This is a genomic window from Amycolatopsis rhabdoformis, from assembly GCF_035918295.1.
Taxonomy (GTDB): Bacteria; Actinomycetota; Actinomycetes; order Mycobacteriales; family Pseudonocardiaceae; genus Amycolatopsis; species Amycolatopsis rhabdoformis.
Genome location: NZ_CP142149.1, coordinates 7,832,188 through 7,848,032, shown reverse-complemented (window position 1 = coordinate 7,848,032; position 15,845 = coordinate 7,832,188). Strand labels below are relative to the sequence as shown.

The following is a 15,845-nucleotide window of genomic DNA, read 5'->3' as shown; positions in this document are numbered from 1 at the left end:
CGCTCGCAGCAAGATCACCCGATGGGCTTCGAAGACTGCGGGCACGCCGAACACGCAGCAGCGACGACGTCATCCAGCCCGAACAGGGCTGAGCCCACAACCGCAGGCCCAGCTCTCCTCGGACTACGCCCCGATCACCGGCGGCGTCGGCCGGTTGCCGTCGTAGCCGCCGAAGATGGAGTCCGGGTCCTCTTCGGTCAGGAGGATCTTGCGCTGGTGCTCCTCGTCCTCGGGCCCCTTGCCGCCCTTGTTTCCGCCGCCGCCCATGCCACCCATGCCGGCTTGGCCCTTGGCCCCCGCCGCACCCATGCCACCGGGCCGTGCGGCACCTGCGCCTTCGCCCATCGCGCCGGCGCCAGTTCCCGCACCGGCGCCAACGCCACGGCCGACACCGGCCGCGCCGCCGCTCGAGGCACCGCCGCCACCAGGTCCGAATCCGCTGCCGCTGCCACCGGGTCCGAAACCACCACGGCCGCCGCCGGACCCGAAGCTGCCGCCGCCGAAGCCGCCGACCGGCCCGAAGCCGGGACCGAACCCGCTGTTGCTGCCGCCGGGTCCGTTGATCCCAGCGCCACCGGGCCCTTGCCACGACGGCGACCCAGGTCCGCCGGGCGTCTGCGTGGGCCCCGCGAACGCGGCGCTTGTGTGGTCATTCGTCGTGGGCACCACCGACGGCGGCGTCACTCCAGAAGGCGAATGTCCTGGCGGCGGAGGCGCTTGGTAACCAGCGGCTCCTGGGGGAGGGGTGTAGGTACTCGGTCCGCCGGTGTACCCGCCCGAGGAGCCGGCGGAATGGCCGGCGGAACTCTGGTGTCCGCCCGACGCGCTCACATCCACGGGGTTGGGCGTGACGCCGCCGGCCGACACGTTGGGGTCGTGGGCCGCGGGATAGTCAGCGGCCAACGTCGACTTGCGAGGCTGAGTGGTCTGGTAGTACGGCTCGTACAGCTCGACGTTGAACTTGGTGTCAGCGTCGAACTTCGCTGCCGCCTTTTCGTCGTCGCTCGCGCCGATCGAGAACCAGTCTTCGGGGGTGTTGTCGTTGGCTCGGTCTTTGGCCACGTCCTTGGCGTTGTCTTGGACGTGTTGAAAGTTGTCGGCCTGTTCCTGCATCGACCGTTGTGCTCGGTCGAGGTTCTCGGCGACGAGTTGGGAAGCCTGGATAAGCGGCGTCAATCCAGCGGATCCCGTAGCCGCGGATTGCCCTTTCCAGAAATCTGCGAGCGATTTCTGACTGTCTCCGATGTTCTGGACGAGATTCTCGTGGATCTGTTTCAGCGATCCCGATGAACTCTGTGCGCGAACCAGGCTGGAGGTACCGGGGCCGCGAGTCTTTTGAAAGATGTCGAAACCGCTGTAAGTCATCTACGCCCCCTTGAGATGCGAGATCGCGATGCCCGCGAGTTTCGACGACAGGTCACAGGGGTTGTTCAGGTACGGGTTTCCGGAGCGCAGTTGTGCGATGACTGTGTAGGTCAGGTCGTCGCGAACTCCGACGGCCAGTTGGCAGGTCCCCTGCGATGCGGTGATCCGGTTGTAAGCCACAGCGGGATAGCCGTCGACCGGCTGCAGCGGCGTGAACACTGCCAGTTGGCCTTGGCTGTGTTGGCGGTAGAGGCTGCTCAGGCCGAGTTTGTTGCCGACGTTGAGACCCCCGCTGATCACTCCGGCGGAGTCGTTCAGGACCCATACGCAGGATTGCCCGGGGCTCATGTCTTCGGTGCGGGTGTTCGACACCGTGACGTTCAACGACGCGACCTCGCTGTTGGAAGCCGAGCTGCACGGGTTGGTTTCAGCAGCGCTCGTGTTCTGAATCGGGTTCTGCACGGTGGGTGCGCCATCGGTCGGAAGACCTCCGCCCGCCGACGACGGCGCGCTCGACGGCGTCGTCGGGGTCCCCGTGGTAGTTCCTCCGGAACAGCCTGTCAATGCGGCCGCCGCGAGACATGCGATGGTGAGGGCAGAGGAGCGGCGAGCGCGCATTACTGGGCCTTTCCGATGTTGCGAAGCGCGTCCAAGGCTGCGTGGTCCTGGTTCTGGTACGCGGTGCGGATGCTCTTGAGCGTTTCGACGTATGCCTGCGTGTAGTCGACGGCTCCCTGGAGGAAGCTTTGGTACGAGCCGCCGGAGACGACAGCTGAGGTGGTGTACTGCTCGCTCGCCAGGTCGCTGCCAGGGGCGATGATCTGAGTGAGCCACCCGGCGTGATCCTGAGCCGAGAAGTACTCGTGGTCCAAGCTGTCTTCAAGCTCGGTGATGACCTTGCCGATCGCCTCGGGATCGAACTCCCAGCTGTTACCGGACGACGCCGCGGCGAAGTCGGCCTTGGCCTGGCCGGCGCCGAGAGTCTTGTAGTCGATCGGCGGGCCTGGCGGTGGTGTCGCACCGTTCGAGCCCGGAAGCAGCCCGGAGTTGGCCGGCGCAGGATGCCCCGGCGCCAAGGTCTCGTTCTGGACGCCCTGCAATCCACCCTGGTTTCCGTCTGGCATGTCGTGCCTCCCCGCACGGGCCGCTCCGGTCTGGGGGCGCGGCCTACCCTGTGTTCAGCTTCAGCTCCAGCAAGTGACCTTAACAGGGACGACTCGCCCACAGGATCGGTTCCCACAAGATCACCCACCGTCGTCAATCAGCTCGTCAAACGTTGAAAAACCAGCCCCAACTGGCAACCTGTCAACAACTGACCGCTACTCCATTAGGACGATTGCCATTCCCCCTCCCTTCCGATTCGCTAAGGGCAGCACCAGCGGCAGTAGGCGAAGTGAGGGGGCACGTGCCGACCGACACGACGTTGCCGCCGTTGGATCCGTTTGCCGGGGTGCCCGACAAAAGGTACGAGGTGAAGGCCGCGGACCTGCTGAAGCCCGGCACTGGGGGCATTCTCAGGTGGCGCAGGCAGGCGACGAACGCCCCGATCGTGCAGGTCGAGGACGCCTACATCACCGGCACGCTGGACCTCCGCGCGGCCGAGCTCGGGTACCTGTTCCGCTTCGAGCGTTGCCGCTTCGAGTTACCGCCGGATGTGCGGGAGGCGAACGTGCTGGGGCTCGTCTTTCGGAAGTGCTGGTTGCCCGGGCTGAAGGCGCGCAACCTGCGCAGCCGCAACGATGTGCGGTTGATCCGGAGCGTGGTGGAGGTCGGGCCGGACGACAGTGAGATCCCCGAGACCACGATCATGCGCGGCGACGACCGCGAGCGCGGCATGCCCAACGCCGCCGTGAACCTCACCGACGCCGTGATCGAGGGCTCCGTGGTGCTCACGCGCACCACGATCAAGCACCCCCACGGCAAGGCGATCCAGGCCGACCGGCTGGAGATTCACGGCGCGCTGCTCGCGTACCGGCTCGAGGCGCGCGGCGAGGTGCGCGTGCCGGGCATGCGCACGGGCGGCAACGTGAACTTCTCCGGCGCTACGTTCGACAATCCCGACGGCTTCGCGTTCAACGGCAACGGCATCCACATCGGTGGCAGCCTGCTGTGCGAAGTGGACAACTACGGTCCGGCGGCCGAGCGGAAACGGTTCTCCGCCAACGGGATCATGTACTTCCCCAGCGCCACTGTGGACAGTGACATCGTGTTGCGGGAAGCGCGGCTGAACGTGGACCAGCGCGGGCCCGTGGCCGTGGCCGCGTGGAAGTCCAACGACCCGTACCTCGACCCGCGGCCCGCGCTCGTCGCGGACCGGCTGAAGGTGGACGGGAACCTGGAGCTGTCCGACGGGCTGCAGGCGTTCGGCACGTTGCGCATGGTCAACGCGCGCATCGGCGGTTCGTTGCGGCTCGCCGGCGCGGAGATCAAGATGGCGCGCGGCCGTGCGACGCCGTACTACGACCGCGCGCTGCACCTCGACGGGTCGACCATCGGTGGTGACGTCGAGGCCACCAACCTCAGGGTGCCCGTGGGGCAGCTGCGCATGGCGGACGTGCAGATCGGCGGCAACTTCCTCGCCTGGAACTCGATGTTCCTGCACCCCGGACGCGACGTCTTCTCCGCGCGACGCGCCAAAATCGCCGGCAACTTCCAGCTCACCGACGCGACGCTGCAGGGCACGGTGCGCCTGCAGGGCGTCGAGGTCGGCGGCAGCGTGAACCTCTACGGCAGCAAGCTCACCGAGCCGGGGGAACGCACGTCGTCGAGCTTTTCGCTGGACGTGCGCACCGCGCGCATCGGCCGTGACCTGGTGCTGACGGAGAACAAGGACCGCCCGTTCGTCGCCGAAGGCGGGGTGAACCTCGACGGCGCGCAGATCGCGCGACGCCTCGAGCTCGGCGGCGCGCAGCTCGGATCCCTTCCTTCGCACGGCATTGCGCTCGACGCGAGCGACGTGACAGCCGACGAGTTCCTCTTCGGCTTCCACGCCCCGCCCGCCGGCCGCGTGGTGCTGCGTCGCGCGCACTGCGGCACGCTCGGCGACACGGAGGAGTTCTGGGCCGCCGAGGACGGCATCGAGCTCGACGACTTCCGTTACGACGCACTGAAACGCGGCATCCCCCTCGACGACGACCGCGCGCTCGACCACCGCATCGCCCTGCTGAGCAAGGCCATGCGCGGCTACCGGCCCGGCCCGTACGACCAGCTCGCCGCCACCCTGCGCGCGGCCGGCAACGAAGAACACGCCTCGACGGTCGGCCTGCGCAAGCAGCAGTTCCGCTACGACGCGCTGGCCATGGGCTTCAAGATCTTCGGCCCCGGCGTGCGGCTGTGGAGCTTCCTGCAACGCTCGATGGTCGGCTACGGCTACCGCCCGGTGCGCGCGCTCGGCTGGCTGCTCACGCTGCTCGTGCTCGGCAGCCTGTGGTTCGGCCTCGGCAGCGACGACTGCGTACAGAACCCCGGCCGCTACGCCGTGAGCGGGCCGCGCTGCCTGGTCAACCAGCAGGACACGGGCCTGCAGTGGAACCCGGTGATCTACACGGCCGACCTGCTCGTGCCGATCGTCGACTTCGGGAACAAGTCGCGGTGGTACATGCATGGTGCGGACAACTGGGTGGCCGCCGGCTTCACGGTGTCCGGCTGGCTGCTGGCGACGACGGTGGCGGCGGGGTTCGGGCGGATGGTTCGACGGGACAGTTGAGGCCGGGGTTTGTGCTGAATCGCCGGTCGCACGGGACGTTCCCCGCTGCCCGGAACGCCCTCGGCCCAGGAAAACGCCCGCGCTCCCCCAAGATCCATTTTACCGGCGACCACCGACAGACCTCCGAAAACCGACGACCACAGCCATAGTTGTCCACAACTCCACCATCCCTGTGGACAACTCCCCATCCCGGCAGGCCAGGGCAAGAAGGTCACTCCACCAACGCCGACCAGAAATCCACCGAAAGCCCACCCTCCGCCGGCTCCAGCAGCGGCTGATCACCGAACTCGTGCCGCACATAATCCCGCAGGTCCCAGCCACACACGGTCACCTCCGCGCGATACACCGACAGCACCGGGTAACCCGCCGCACCGGCAATACCCGGGAGATACCGGTGTCCACAGACCGGCACCAGCTGCGGCACCGACGCGAGACATCGGCGGGCGCAGGCCAGCGCGTTGGACAGGACCCGGGGCCGCGAGCCCCAAGACGGGTGCCACAGGCCGTTGTGCTCGACCTCGTAGAGGAGGCCGTCGACCGGCCAGTCCAGGCGTTTGCGCAGGTGGTCCGGGTTGCCGTGGAGCCAGTCGGGCCAGCGGTCGCCCACGGGGACGCCGGCGGAGAGGAACGCGCGGTGGTCGAGGGAGAAGCGGAAGCCGAACTGGGCTTCGACGTCGGTGAGTTCGGCTGCCGACAAGCCCGGGCGCAGGGGCTCCCCGAGGCTTTCCTGCAGGGTGCGGGCCTCCTCCACCGTGAGGACTTGCTGGACGCGTGACATACCCAGAAGCGTACGTACCGCCCACAGCGCCTCGCGCGTCCTTTTCCGCGGCTTTGACGGGCGGACAACAAGCCTCCCTCGGCGGGGTGAGGTTCTTCTCTCAGACCGTGGTTCACGGAACACGCGTCGGCCGCGTGTAGTTCACTCGTCGCGTGAGTTCCGCACAGGCGCGAGTACGCGCACCCGAACTGACCGGCGACGTCTGGCTCAACACCGGCGGCCGGCGACTCTCCCTCGCGGAGCTGCGCGGGCGGATCGTGCTGCTGGACTTCTGGACCAGTGGCTGCATCAACTGCCTGCACGTGCTTGACGAGCTGCGCCCGCTCGAGGAGGAGTTCGGCGACGTCCTGGTCACGATCGGGGTGCACTCGCCGAAGTTCCTGCACGAGGGTGAGCGCGCGTCGATCGAGGCGGCCGTGCGGCGCTACGAGGTGCACCACCCCGTGGTGAACGACCCGAAGATGGAGCTGTGGTCGCAGTACGCGGTGCGCGCGTGGCCGACGTTGCAGGTCGTGGACCCCGAGGGTTACGTCGTGCACGTCGCCGCCGGTGAGGGGCACGGTGAAGCGCTGCGGCGCGTGGTGGCGGAGCTCGTGGAGAAGCACGCCGCGAAGGGCACGCTGCGCCGCGGCGGCAACCCGTACGTGCCGGTCGAAGAGCAGAAGACGGAGCTGCGCTTCCCGAGCAAGGCCGTCGCCACGGCCGAGGGGCGCATCCTGGTCGCGGACACCGGCCACCACTCCGTGGTCGAGTTCGCGTCCGACGGCGAGACCGTGATCCGCCGCTTCGGCAGCGGCGAGCGCGGCGCGCAGGACGGCCCGTTCGACCTCGCCACCTTCACCGAGCCCGCCGGCATCGCGCTGCTGCCCAACGAGGTCGCCCAGCGCGCCGGCTACCACGCCGTGGTGGCCGACACCGCGGGCCACCGGCTGCGTGGCCTGGACCTCAACACGGGCGAGGTGACCACGGTCGCCGGCACCGGCAACCAGTGGCGCAACGGCACGGACACCGGCAAGGCCCTCGACATCGACCTCACGAGCCCGTGGGACGTCGCGTGGTGGGCGCCCGCCGGCGGCGTCGTGGTCGCGATGGCGGGCAACCACACGCTCAGCGTCTTCGACCCGATCTCCGGCGACATCCGCCGCTTCGCCGGCACCACCGTCGAAGGCCTCAAAGACGGCGAAGTGAGCGAAGCGTTCTTCGCGCAGACCTCCGGCCTCGCGCCCGACGGCGACAAGCTGTGGCTCGCCGACGCCGAAACCTCGGCCCTGCGCTGGATCGAGCCTGCCGGCGAGACGTTCACGGTGCACACCGCCGTGGGCACCGACCTGTTCTCGTTCGGCCACGCCGACGGCCCCGCCGACGAAGCGCTGCTGCAGCACCCGCTGGGCCTGGCCGTGCTGCCCGGCGACCGCATCGCGATCGCCGACACCTACAACGGCGCCATCCGCCGCTACGACCCGTTCACCCGCGAGGTCACCACACTGGCCACCGGGCTGGCCGAGCCGCAGGGCCTGCTGCTGCACGACGGCGAACTGCTGGTCGTGGAGTCGGCCGGCAACCGTCTCGCGCCGGTCGGCGGCAACGGCGAAGCTCGCACGGTCGCGGGCGAGAAGAACGCTGTGCGCCGCCCGCCGACGGTGCTCGCGCCCGGCGAGGTGGAGTTCGCCGTGGTCTTCACGCCGCCGCCGGGTGAGAAGCTCGACAACCGCTACGGCCCGTCCACCCGGCTCGAGGTCAGCGCTTCGCCGCCCGAGCTGCTCGTCGACGGCGCCGGCGTGGGCACCGACCTCACCCGCCGCATCCGGTTCGCTGACGGCGTAACGGAAGGCGTGCTGCAGGTCGTCGCGCAAGCGGCCAGCTGTGACGACGGCGGTGAGCACCCCGCGTGCCGCATCACGCGGCAGGACTGGGGTGTGCCGGTGCGCTTCGAACGCGGTGGTGAGCACGCGCTCAGCCTGGTCATGGCGGGTGAACCGAGGCCGGTGGCGCCCGGTCAGTAGCATTGCGGGCGTGCCGGACAAGCCCAAGCTCCAGATCCAGATGCTGCAGGACCGCGTGCTCGTGCGCCTGTCGCCGGAGGAGGGCGAACGCCGCAGCAGCGGCGGAATCGTGATCCCCGCGACCGCGCAGGTGGCGCGCAGGCTCTCCTGGGGTGATGTACTGGGCGTCGGCAACAGCGTGCGCAACGTCAAGCAGGGCGATCGCGTGCTCTTCAACCCGGAGGACCAGCTCGAGGTCGAGATCCAGGGTGAGGGCCACTTCGTGCTGCGTGAGCGGGACATCCACGCCGTCGCCACCGAGCGGACCGAACACGGCACGGGGCTCTACCTGTAGCTCCCCGGCCACGGGAGGGCAGGCGTGCGCGAAGACGACGACCTCTTCATCGACGACCTGCTGCCCGAGCGCGAAGACGATGACCTCGCGACGGAGATCTTCGCCGTCGTCGACGGTCCGCCGCTGCCGGAGACCCCGCAGCGGCGCCTGCGCAAGGGCGTCGCGCGCACGTTCATGATTGTCGGCTCGCTGCTCGGCCTGTTCGTGCTGCTGTACGCGATCGACCTCATCACCAGCGCCGGCGACGTGCCGCGCGGCGTGCTCGTGGCGGGTGTCGACGTCGGCGGCCTCTCCCACACCGAAGCCGAGGCCACGCTGCGCGCGCAGCTGCAGCCGCGGCTCACGCAGCCGGTGACGCTGCACGCGGGCGACGTGACGACGTCGATGGTGCCCGCGGACTCCGGCCTCGGCCTCGACTGGCCGGCCACGCTCGCGCAGGCCGGGCACCAGCCGTGGAGCCCGATCACGAGGGTCCTCTCGTTCTTCACCACGCGCGACGTCGGTGTCGTCACGCGTACGGACCAGGAACAGGTGGCGCAGGCGCTGAACGGCCTCGCGGCGAGCAAGCTCAACCATCCTCTGGTGGAGGGCAGCATCGGCTTCCAGCCGGGCGCTGGCGGCACGGTGACGCCGTACCCCGTGGAGCCACGGCAGGGCCAGGAGCTCACCGACGTGCGCGTGGCGGCGCAGACCGTGGCCGACACGTGGCTCAACCCGGGCGGCGTCACGCTGCGGATGGCCGTCACGCCCCCGAAAGCGACGAGCAACGGCGTCCACGCACTGCTCGCGCAGGTGGTGTCCCCGGCCGTCGCCGCGCCGGTGGTGCTGCACGGGCAGGGCAAGGACGTCGCGCTGAAGCCGGCGGCCATCGCGGCGTCGTTCCAGTTCGCGCCGCGCGACGGCGGCACGCTCGAGCTGCGTATCGACCAGGGCAAGCTGCAGCAGGCCGTGCAGAAGGACCTCGCCTCGACCGAGACCGACGGCCGCAACGCCGAAATCGTGTTCACCTCCGGCTCGCCGTCGGTCGAGCCGTCCGAAGACGCGCGGAAGATCAACTGGGCCAACACTTTCAAGACGCTCACGGCCGTGCTCGCCAAGCCGACGGAGCGCGACCTGCCGGTGGCCTACGACGCCACGAAGCCGAGCCTGTCCACCGACGCGGCCAACGCGTTGGGCATCAAAGACGTGATCGGCGAATTCACCACGAGCGGCTTCTCCGGCCCGGCGGCCACGAACATCAGCGTGCTCGCGCAACGCGTGTCCGGTGCGATCGTGAAGCCCGGCGACACGTTCAGCCTCGGCGCCCGCTCGGGCTCGCGAACCGCGGCCGACGGCTACGTGAGTGCCCCCGTGAACGAAGACGGCACCGGCCCTTCCGTGGTGGGCGGCGGGGTTTCACAGCTCGCGTCCACTTTGTACAACGCGGCCTACCTCGCCGGCCTCGGCGACGGCGGCCACCTCGCACACGACACCTACCTCGACCGCTATCCCGCCGGCCGCGACGCGAAAGCCATCGACAACGCCGGAAATCCGGTGGAGCTGAAGATCGCCGACAACGACGACACCGGCTTCGCGATCCAGGCCAGCGTGAGCGGGGATTCGGTGACCGTGCGGATCTGGGGCACGAAGCACTACACGATCGAAGGCCGCACCGGCGGCACGTCGGACGAGGTGCCGCCCACCGTCCAGTTCGGACCTGGGCCCGACGGTGCGTGCCACTCGTCCATCGGCGCGCCGGGCTTCACCGTGTCCGACACCCGCGTGTTCCACGACCTGGCGACCGGCAACGAAGTGCGGGAAGAAACGCGCAACACCACCTACGCGCCGCAGCCCATCGTGATCTGCTGACCGTCCACATGAAACGGCCCGGTCCCGAAAAAACGGGACCGGGCCGTGGATCGGGAAAAGTTATCGGTTCACGCTGCGCCTGCCGTAGAGGTTCGCCGCCAGCGTGACACCGAGCGCGGCCAGCACCACCTGCGTGATGATTTCGAGCCAGTCGATGCCGTTGGTGTCCGCGTAACCGATACCGCGGGCGATCCACGTGCCGACGAACGCGGCGACGATACCCACGATGATGGTGAGCCAGAGCGGGATCGATTGCTTGCCGGGCGCGACCAGTCGGCCCAGCAGGCCGAGGATCAACCCGATCACGATGGCACTGATGATGCCTGCAACAGTCATCGTCACTCCTCATGCCTGATGGGGTCCGCGGCCAACCGCGGACTTGGCCCCGGAATGCCCCTGGCGCGGTGAACCGAAACCTGCCTTCGAAGTGATTACACCCCGCGCGGGCCCGGTTTCGGCCACTCGCAGCAGGTGAAGTCACCCGAAAGAAACACGAACGCCCCCGGCCCGAGATGGGCCGAGGGCGTTCGCAGGGGAAACGAGGAGGCTCAGAAAGCCGCTTCGTCCAGCTCCATCAGCGCGTTGTCGGCGGCTTCGACGATCGCGCGGCGCGACGAGAGCTCCGGCAGCACGGACTTGGCGAAGAACGACGCCACGGCCACCTTGCCCTCGTAGAACGGCACGTCCTTGGCCGACGCGCCCGCGTCGAGCTTGGCGATGGCGACCTCAGCCTGCTTGAGCAGCTGCCAGCCCACCAGCAGGTCGCCCATCGACATCAGCAGCCGCACGGTGTGCTGGCCGACCTTGTTGATGCTCTGCGGGTCTTCCTGCGAAGCGGTGAGGTAGCCGATCATCGAGCCGAGCATGCCCTGCGCGTCTTCGAGGGCCTGCTTGAGCAGCCCGCGCTCGTTCTTGAGCCGGCCATTGCCCGCCTCGGACGCGATGAACTTCGTGATCTCGCCGGCGAGGAAAGCGAGCGACTGGCCCTTGTCGCGCACGATCTTCCGGAAGAAGAAGTCGAGCGACTGGATGGCCGTGGTGCCTTCGTACAGCGAGTCGATCTTCGCGTCGCGGATGTACTGCTCGATCGGGTAGTCCTGCAGGAAGCCGGACCCGCCGAGCGTCTGCAGCGACTGCACGAGCTGCTCGGTGGCGCGCTCGGAGCCGACGCCCTTCACGACCGGCAGCAGCAGGTCGTTGATGCCGTGCGCGAGCTTGAGCGAAGCCTCGTCACCGTCCTGCGTCCACAGCTGGTCCTGGAACGACGCCGTGTACAGGTAGACGGCGCGCAGGCCCTCCGCGTACGCCTTCTGCAGCATCAGCGACCGGCGCACGTCCGGGTGATGCGTGATGGTGACGCGCGGCGCGGCCTTGTTGAGCATGTTCGGCAGGTCGGCGCCCTGCACGCGCTCCTTGGCGTAGTCGCGCGCGTTGAGGTAGCCGGTGGACAACGTGGCGATGGCCTTGGTGCCCACCATCATCCGGGCGTACTCGATGACCTGGAACATCTGCGCGATGCCGTTGTGCACCTCGCCGAGCAGCCAGCCCTTGGCCGGCGTGCCGTGCTGGCCGAAGGTGAGCTCACAGGTGGTGGAGGCCTTGATGCCCATCTTGTGCTCGACGTTGGTCACGAAGGCACCGTTGCGCTCGCCGAGCTCACCGGTCTCGGAGTCGAAGTGGAATTTCGGCACGAGGAACAGCGAAAGGCCCTTGGTACCGGGCTTGGTCTCGATGCCGGGGCCCTCGGGGCGCGCCAGCACGAGGTGCATGATGTTTTCGCTCATGTCGTGCTCGGCGGAGGTGATGAACCGCTTCACGCCGTCGAGGTGCCAGGAGCCGTCTTCCTGCTTCACGGCCTTGGTGCGGCCGGCGCCGACGTCGGAACCCGCGTCGGGCTCGGTCAGCACCATCGTGGCGCCCCACTGGCGGTCGATCATGAGCTGCGCCCAGCGCTGCTGCTCTTCGGTGCCGTTGTTGTTCACGATCATGGCGAAGTTCGGGCCCGCCATGTACATGAACAGCGGCGCGTTGGCGCCGAGGATCAGCTCGGACGCGGCCCACTGCACCGTGGGGGGCAGGCCGAAGCCGCCGAGGTCGTTGGTGAGGCCGAGGCGCCACCATTCGCCGTCCAGGAGCTGCTTGTAGCTCTTCTTGAACGACTCGGGGATCTTCACGCTGAAGGTCTTGGGGTCGTACACCGGCGGGTTGCGGTCCGCGTCGGCGTAGGACTCGGCGAGCGGGCCGGTGGCGAGCTTGTTCAGCTCCGAGAGCACGCCGCGCGCGGTCTCTTCGTCCGACTCGGCCAGCACGCCCTTGCCAAGGCGGTCCTGCACGCCGAGTACCTCGAAGAGGTTGAACTCCAGGTCTCGGACGTTGCTCTTGTAGTGGCCCATGTCGTCACTCCGTGTCGTGTTCGGCTTTCCGGCCGGGCACATGTTCCCTTACTCGCCGGTAACTTCAGGATATTACCTACGAGTAACTGGAGCAAGCGGTTCCGCTCTTCCAGGGGTGCGGATTCAGCCGAAAAACCGACATCGACCAGGAAGCCGACCTCAATGGGTGCCGCGCGCCACGGCACGGTCGGCGGGCAGGGGGACCGGCGCGTCGTCGGATTGGGTCACGAGGATGCCACTGCGGAACGCGATGGTGACGGCGTGTGTGCGATCGCGTGCGGTGAGCTTGCGCAGGATGCTCTTCACGTGCGTGCGCACGGTTTCCACGGAGAGGAACAGCAGCTTCGCGATCGCCGAGTTCTCCAGGCCCTCGGCTACGAGCTGCAGCACCTGGTACTCGCGGCGCGACAGCGGCATCGCGCCCTTCGGCTGCGTGAGGTGCTCCTCGGCCGGTGCCGCTCTGGGAGACGGCTGCCGTTTGGGCCGCGCGGTGAGTGCGGCCAGCGCCGGATCGATGTAGCGCCGATCGGTGTGCGCGCGCCGCACGGCCTCCGCCAGCCGCCGCGGGTCCACCGCGCGCGGCACGATCGCGTGCGCGCCCGCCGCGATGGCCGTGGCCAGGTACTGCTGGGTGCGGTTCACGTCGCGCACCAGCGTCACCAGCACCACGGCCGGGTCGCCGGAGTTGAGCAGCTTCGTGAGGTGGCAGTGGGGGTCGAGCGCCGAATCGAGGATCACGACGTCGGGCCGCACCTGTTCGCACAGCTGCATCGCGGCGTGGTGGCTCGCCGCCTGACCCGCCCAGTGCAGCCCCGGCGTCCGGTGGACCATCGACGCGAGGCCCTCCCGGAAGATCGGGATCGGGTCGACCACAGCCACCCCGAGGCTGCGGTTCGCGGTCGGTTGGCCGGGCACCGCCGGCGTTCGGTGGGGCTCTCGGTGGGGCTCGATGCCGCGCATCTCGGGCCTCCGTCTTCCAGGTCGTTCCCGGGTCGCCCGGACGCGTGCGCACGCCCCCCGGCGTGCCGTCCCGGCACCACCCGATCCCCCCTGCTGGGACCGGACAGGAATGACACCTTGTCGTTGATTCGACTCCTCCGGAAGGCGGTTGTGACGCGGTTTCCCCCTCATGGCCGTATCGGCCGGTTGCAGCAAACTCTCCGTAGAGAAAACGCGGTGATCAGCGCCTTTTTGGCCCTGTACGGCGGTGAAGGATCGACCATTTGCTACTGAGGGTGTAGCCCGAAAGATGGCCGCTCCGTGACAACGCGTGCACGCAGCGCGGCGAACTCCGTTGCCAACCCGGCGGGCGTCCAGTGGGCGTTGAGGCCGCTCGGGTTGGGCAGGACCCACACCCTGGTGTCACCGATCGCGCGCTCCTGGGGGCCGACTTGGGCGCGCTTCTCGCCGAACGCGGTGCGGTACGCGGTGATCCCGAGGATGGCCAGCCACCGGGGCTCGTTTTTGAGGACTTTGGCTGTGAGGGCTTTGCCGCCTTCGCGCAGTTCGTCGTCGGTGAGCTGGTCCGCCCGCGCCGTGGTCCTGGCGACGACGTTGGTGATGCCGAGGCCCAGGTCGAGGAGGTCGTGCTGCTCACTCGGGTCCAACAGCCGCGGCGTGAAGCCCCCGGCGTGGAGGGCGGGCCAGAAGCGGTTGCCGGGGCGGGCGAAGTGCAGGCCGAGGGCACCGGAGTACAGGCCAGGGTTGATGCCGCAGAACAGCACGTCGAGACGGGGCTTGAGCACGTCGGGAATCGTCGCGTCTTGCGCGGCGGCGAGCTGGTCTTTGGTGGGTCGGGTGGGCATGGCTCCAGTCTCGGGCACGGTGATCCGTGGTGATCCCTGGCGGTTGCGTGGGTGGGTTCCCCTTGGGGCTGCTCGTGGTGGTCTCGCCGGAGATCGTGCGCGGCGTGGTGCCCGCCGGTGCGCGACAGAACGCCGATGCGAGGCAGACCCTGCGAGCGACCGGCCCCTGAGCGAGGGACAGACGTGCGGCGATGGACAGGCCTGGCGCGAGAGGCAGACCTCCAACAAGAGACAGGCTCCCGACGAGGAACAGATCCCCGGCGCGAGACAAACCCCCGCCCTCCTCTTGGGGGGCTGCCCTGTTCCAGTTTACCGAGGTCAGGGGCCTGAAAACGGCGATCGCGAAATCTGTGGACAACTGGGGGTCAGCGGACCCAGCTGTGGATAACTCTCGACCGGCGGCCGGGCCGGGTCAGTCTCTAGGCCCAGCCCAGCAGATCAGGGCGGCTTATCTCGCGGCCGGTGGGCCGAGAGGTCTTTCTCTTGACCGGCGCGGCCGGCCGAGCTTGTCTCTTGGCAGGCAGGCAGGCAGGCAGGCAGGCAGGCAGGCAGGCAGGCAGGCCTATCTCGCGACCGGCGGGCCGGGAGAGTCTGTGCCTCGACCGGCGATCAGCTGGGTCGGTCTCTTGGCAAGGCGGCGGCCGGATCTCTCTAGCGGCCGGCAGGCCGGGAGTGTCTGTTTCTCGATCGGCGGTCGGACTGGCCTATGCCACGGCGAGCGTTCGCGGCCTACCTCGTGGCCGAGGAGCCGGTCGGACCCGCCTCCCCGACCGGCGGGCCGGCCGAGTCCATCTCAACGCCGGTGAACAGCCAGCCCAACTCTCTTGGCCAACAGTGAGCCCGTCTCCGCCGCCTCGGATCGACACGCGCCCAGCCGAGGGCACCCTGGTCCACATGACCCCTGACGGTTGCCCAGTCGAGCTCTACCTGCAGCTCCCCGCCGCAGGCGAACCCGAGATCGTCCACGACGCCATCCCCAGCGGCGCCTCGATCCTCGAGCTCGGCAGCGGCTGCGGCCGCGTCACCCACCCCCTGCTGGACCTCGGCCACGAAGTGGTCGCCGTCGACGAATCGCCGGAGATGCTCGCCCACGTCCGCGGCGCCAAAACCGTCTGCACGCCAATCGCCGACCTACACCTGGACCGCGAATTCGACGTCGTACTCCTGGCCAGCCACCTGATCAACACGCCAGATCCTTCAGCCCGCCACGCCCTGCTCACCGCAGCCCGCCGCCACCTCACGCCCAGCGGCCGGCTCCTCGTCGAATGGCACCCACCGGACTGGTTCGACCACGTGACACCAGGGCCAGGAGGACACCTCGGAGAAGTAGCCGTTTCGCTCCACAACCTGGTCCACGAAGCCGACCTCCTCTCCGCAACCGTCCAGTACGAAGCGGCCAATCGGGTGTGGCACCAAGAATTCACCTGCCGCCGCCTCGACCCGCCGGCCTTGCACGAAGCCTTGACCTCGGCCGATCTCACCTTCGACCGTTGGGTGACCGATGACCGGGACTGGTTCTCCGCACGCGGGGTAGCGGATCACGTACCGATCTGGGTACCCTGTGTGATCTCTCGCACAACGTCGTAGGGAGGAGCCCGCGTGCAGCTTTGGGT

General features: G+C 68.6%; 13 protein-coding genes. 5 read left to right on the top strand and 8 right to left on the bottom strand.

All coding sequences use genetic code 11. The features are described 5' to 3' along the window. Positions 1 to 123 precede the first annotated feature (123 nt). Genes VSH64_RS36170 through VSH64_RS36160 form a run of 3 tightly spaced genes read right to left on the bottom strand, consistent with a single transcriptional unit; the run spans position 124 to position 2,489 of the window. Positions 124 to 1,365 carry a hypothetical protein gene (locus tag VSH64_RS36170; protein WP_326567241.1) on the bottom strand — a complete coding sequence of 414 codons (1,242 nt, stop codon included), beginning with the start codon at positions 1,363 to 1,365 and terminating at the stop codon, positions 124 to 126. Then, on the bottom strand, positions 1,366 to 1,983 hold the full coding sequence (locus tag VSH64_RS36165) for a DUF3558 family protein (RefSeq protein WP_326567240.1): 618 nt from the start codon (positions 1,981 to 1,983) through the stop codon (positions 1,366 to 1,368). Next, a complete protein-coding gene (locus VSH64_RS36160; RefSeq protein ID WP_326567239.1) occupies positions 1,983 to 2,489 on the bottom strand; it encodes a PE domain-containing protein in 507 nt (168 codons plus the stop codon). The genes VSH64_RS36165 and VSH64_RS36160 overlap by 1 nt, the downstream gene beginning before the upstream one ends. Positions 2,490 to 2,770: 281 nt before the next feature. Here VSH64_RS36160 and VSH64_RS36155 point away from each other — a divergent pair, with 281 nt between their 5' ends. After that, positions 2,771 to 5,071, top strand: a complete 2,301-nt coding sequence (locus VSH64_RS36155) for an oxidoreductase (RefSeq protein ID WP_326567238.1) — start codon at positions 2,771 to 2,773, stop codon at positions 5,069 to 5,071. Positions 5,072 to 5,282: 211 nt separating this feature from the next. On the opposite strand, the gene VSH64_RS36150 is transcribed toward VSH64_RS36155, so the two are convergent. Beyond that, the gene (locus VSH64_RS36150) at positions 5,283 to 5,849 is read right to left on the bottom strand and encodes an SMI1/KNR4 family protein (RefSeq protein ID WP_326567237.1); all 567 of its coding nucleotides are present in this window, start codon (positions 5,847 to 5,849) and stop codon (positions 5,283 to 5,285) included. Between the two features lie 152 nt (positions 5,850 to 6,001). Here VSH64_RS36150 and VSH64_RS36145 point away from each other — a divergent pair, with 152 nt between their 5' ends. The 3 genes from VSH64_RS36145 to VSH64_RS36135 are packed head-to-tail and all read left to right on the top strand — an operon-like array spanning position 6,002 to position 10,034. Next, positions 6,002 to 7,852 carry an NHL domain-containing thioredoxin family protein gene (locus tag VSH64_RS36145; protein ID WP_326567236.1) on the top strand — a complete coding sequence of 617 codons (1,851 nt, stop codon included), beginning with the start codon at positions 6,002 to 6,004 and terminating at the stop codon, positions 7,850 to 7,852. A 40-nt stretch (positions 7,853 to 7,892) separates the two neighbouring features. Continuing rightward, positions 7,893 to 8,186 carry a GroES family chaperonin gene (locus tag VSH64_RS36140; protein WP_326838123.1) on the top strand — a complete coding sequence of 98 codons (294 nt, stop codon included), beginning with the start codon at positions 7,893 to 7,895 and terminating at the stop codon, positions 8,184 to 8,186. Positions 8,187 to 8,210: 24 nt separating this feature from the next. Continuing rightward, positions 8,211 to 10,034, top strand: coding sequence for a VanW family protein (locus tag VSH64_RS36135; protein WP_326567235.1), 1,824 nt, complete (start codon positions 8,211 to 8,213; stop codon positions 10,032 to 10,034). Positions 10,035 to 10,094: 60 nt separating this feature from the next. Here VSH64_RS36135 and VSH64_RS36130 read toward each other — a convergent pair whose 3' ends face one another. From VSH64_RS36130 to mug, 4 genes are all read right to left on the bottom strand, one after another. Continuing rightward, positions 10,095 to 10,370 (bottom strand): GlsB/YeaQ/YmgE family stress response membrane protein, encoded by a 276-nt coding sequence (locus VSH64_RS36130; RefSeq protein WP_326567234.1) that lies wholly within the window; start codon positions 10,368 to 10,370, stop codon positions 10,095 to 10,097. 212 nt (positions 10,371 to 10,582) lie between these two features. Beyond that, positions 10,583 to 12,427 (bottom strand): acyl-CoA dehydrogenase, encoded by a 1,845-nt coding sequence (locus VSH64_RS36125; RefSeq protein WP_326567233.1) that lies wholly within the window; start codon positions 12,425 to 12,427, stop codon positions 10,583 to 10,585. Between the two features lie 159 nt (positions 12,428 to 12,586). Then, on the bottom strand, positions 12,587 to 13,387 hold the full coding sequence (locus tag VSH64_RS36120) for a response regulator transcription factor (protein ID WP_326567232.1): 801 nt from the start codon (positions 13,385 to 13,387) through the stop codon (positions 12,587 to 12,589). Between the two features lie 266 nt (positions 13,388 to 13,653). Then, positions 13,654 to 14,232, bottom strand: a complete 579-nt coding sequence (gene mug / locus VSH64_RS36115; protein WP_326567231.1) for a G/U mismatch-specific DNA glycosylase — start codon at positions 14,230 to 14,232, stop codon at positions 13,654 to 13,656. Positions 14,233 to 15,126: 894 nt separating this feature from the next. Here mug and VSH64_RS36110 point away from each other — a divergent pair. Further along, positions 15,127 to 15,819: a class I SAM-dependent methyltransferase gene (locus tag VSH64_RS36110; protein WP_326567230.1), complete on the top strand. Its 693-nt coding sequence runs from the start codon at positions 15,127 to 15,129 to the stop codon at positions 15,817 to 15,819. The last annotated feature ends 26 nt before the right edge of the window (positions 15,820 to 15,845 follow it).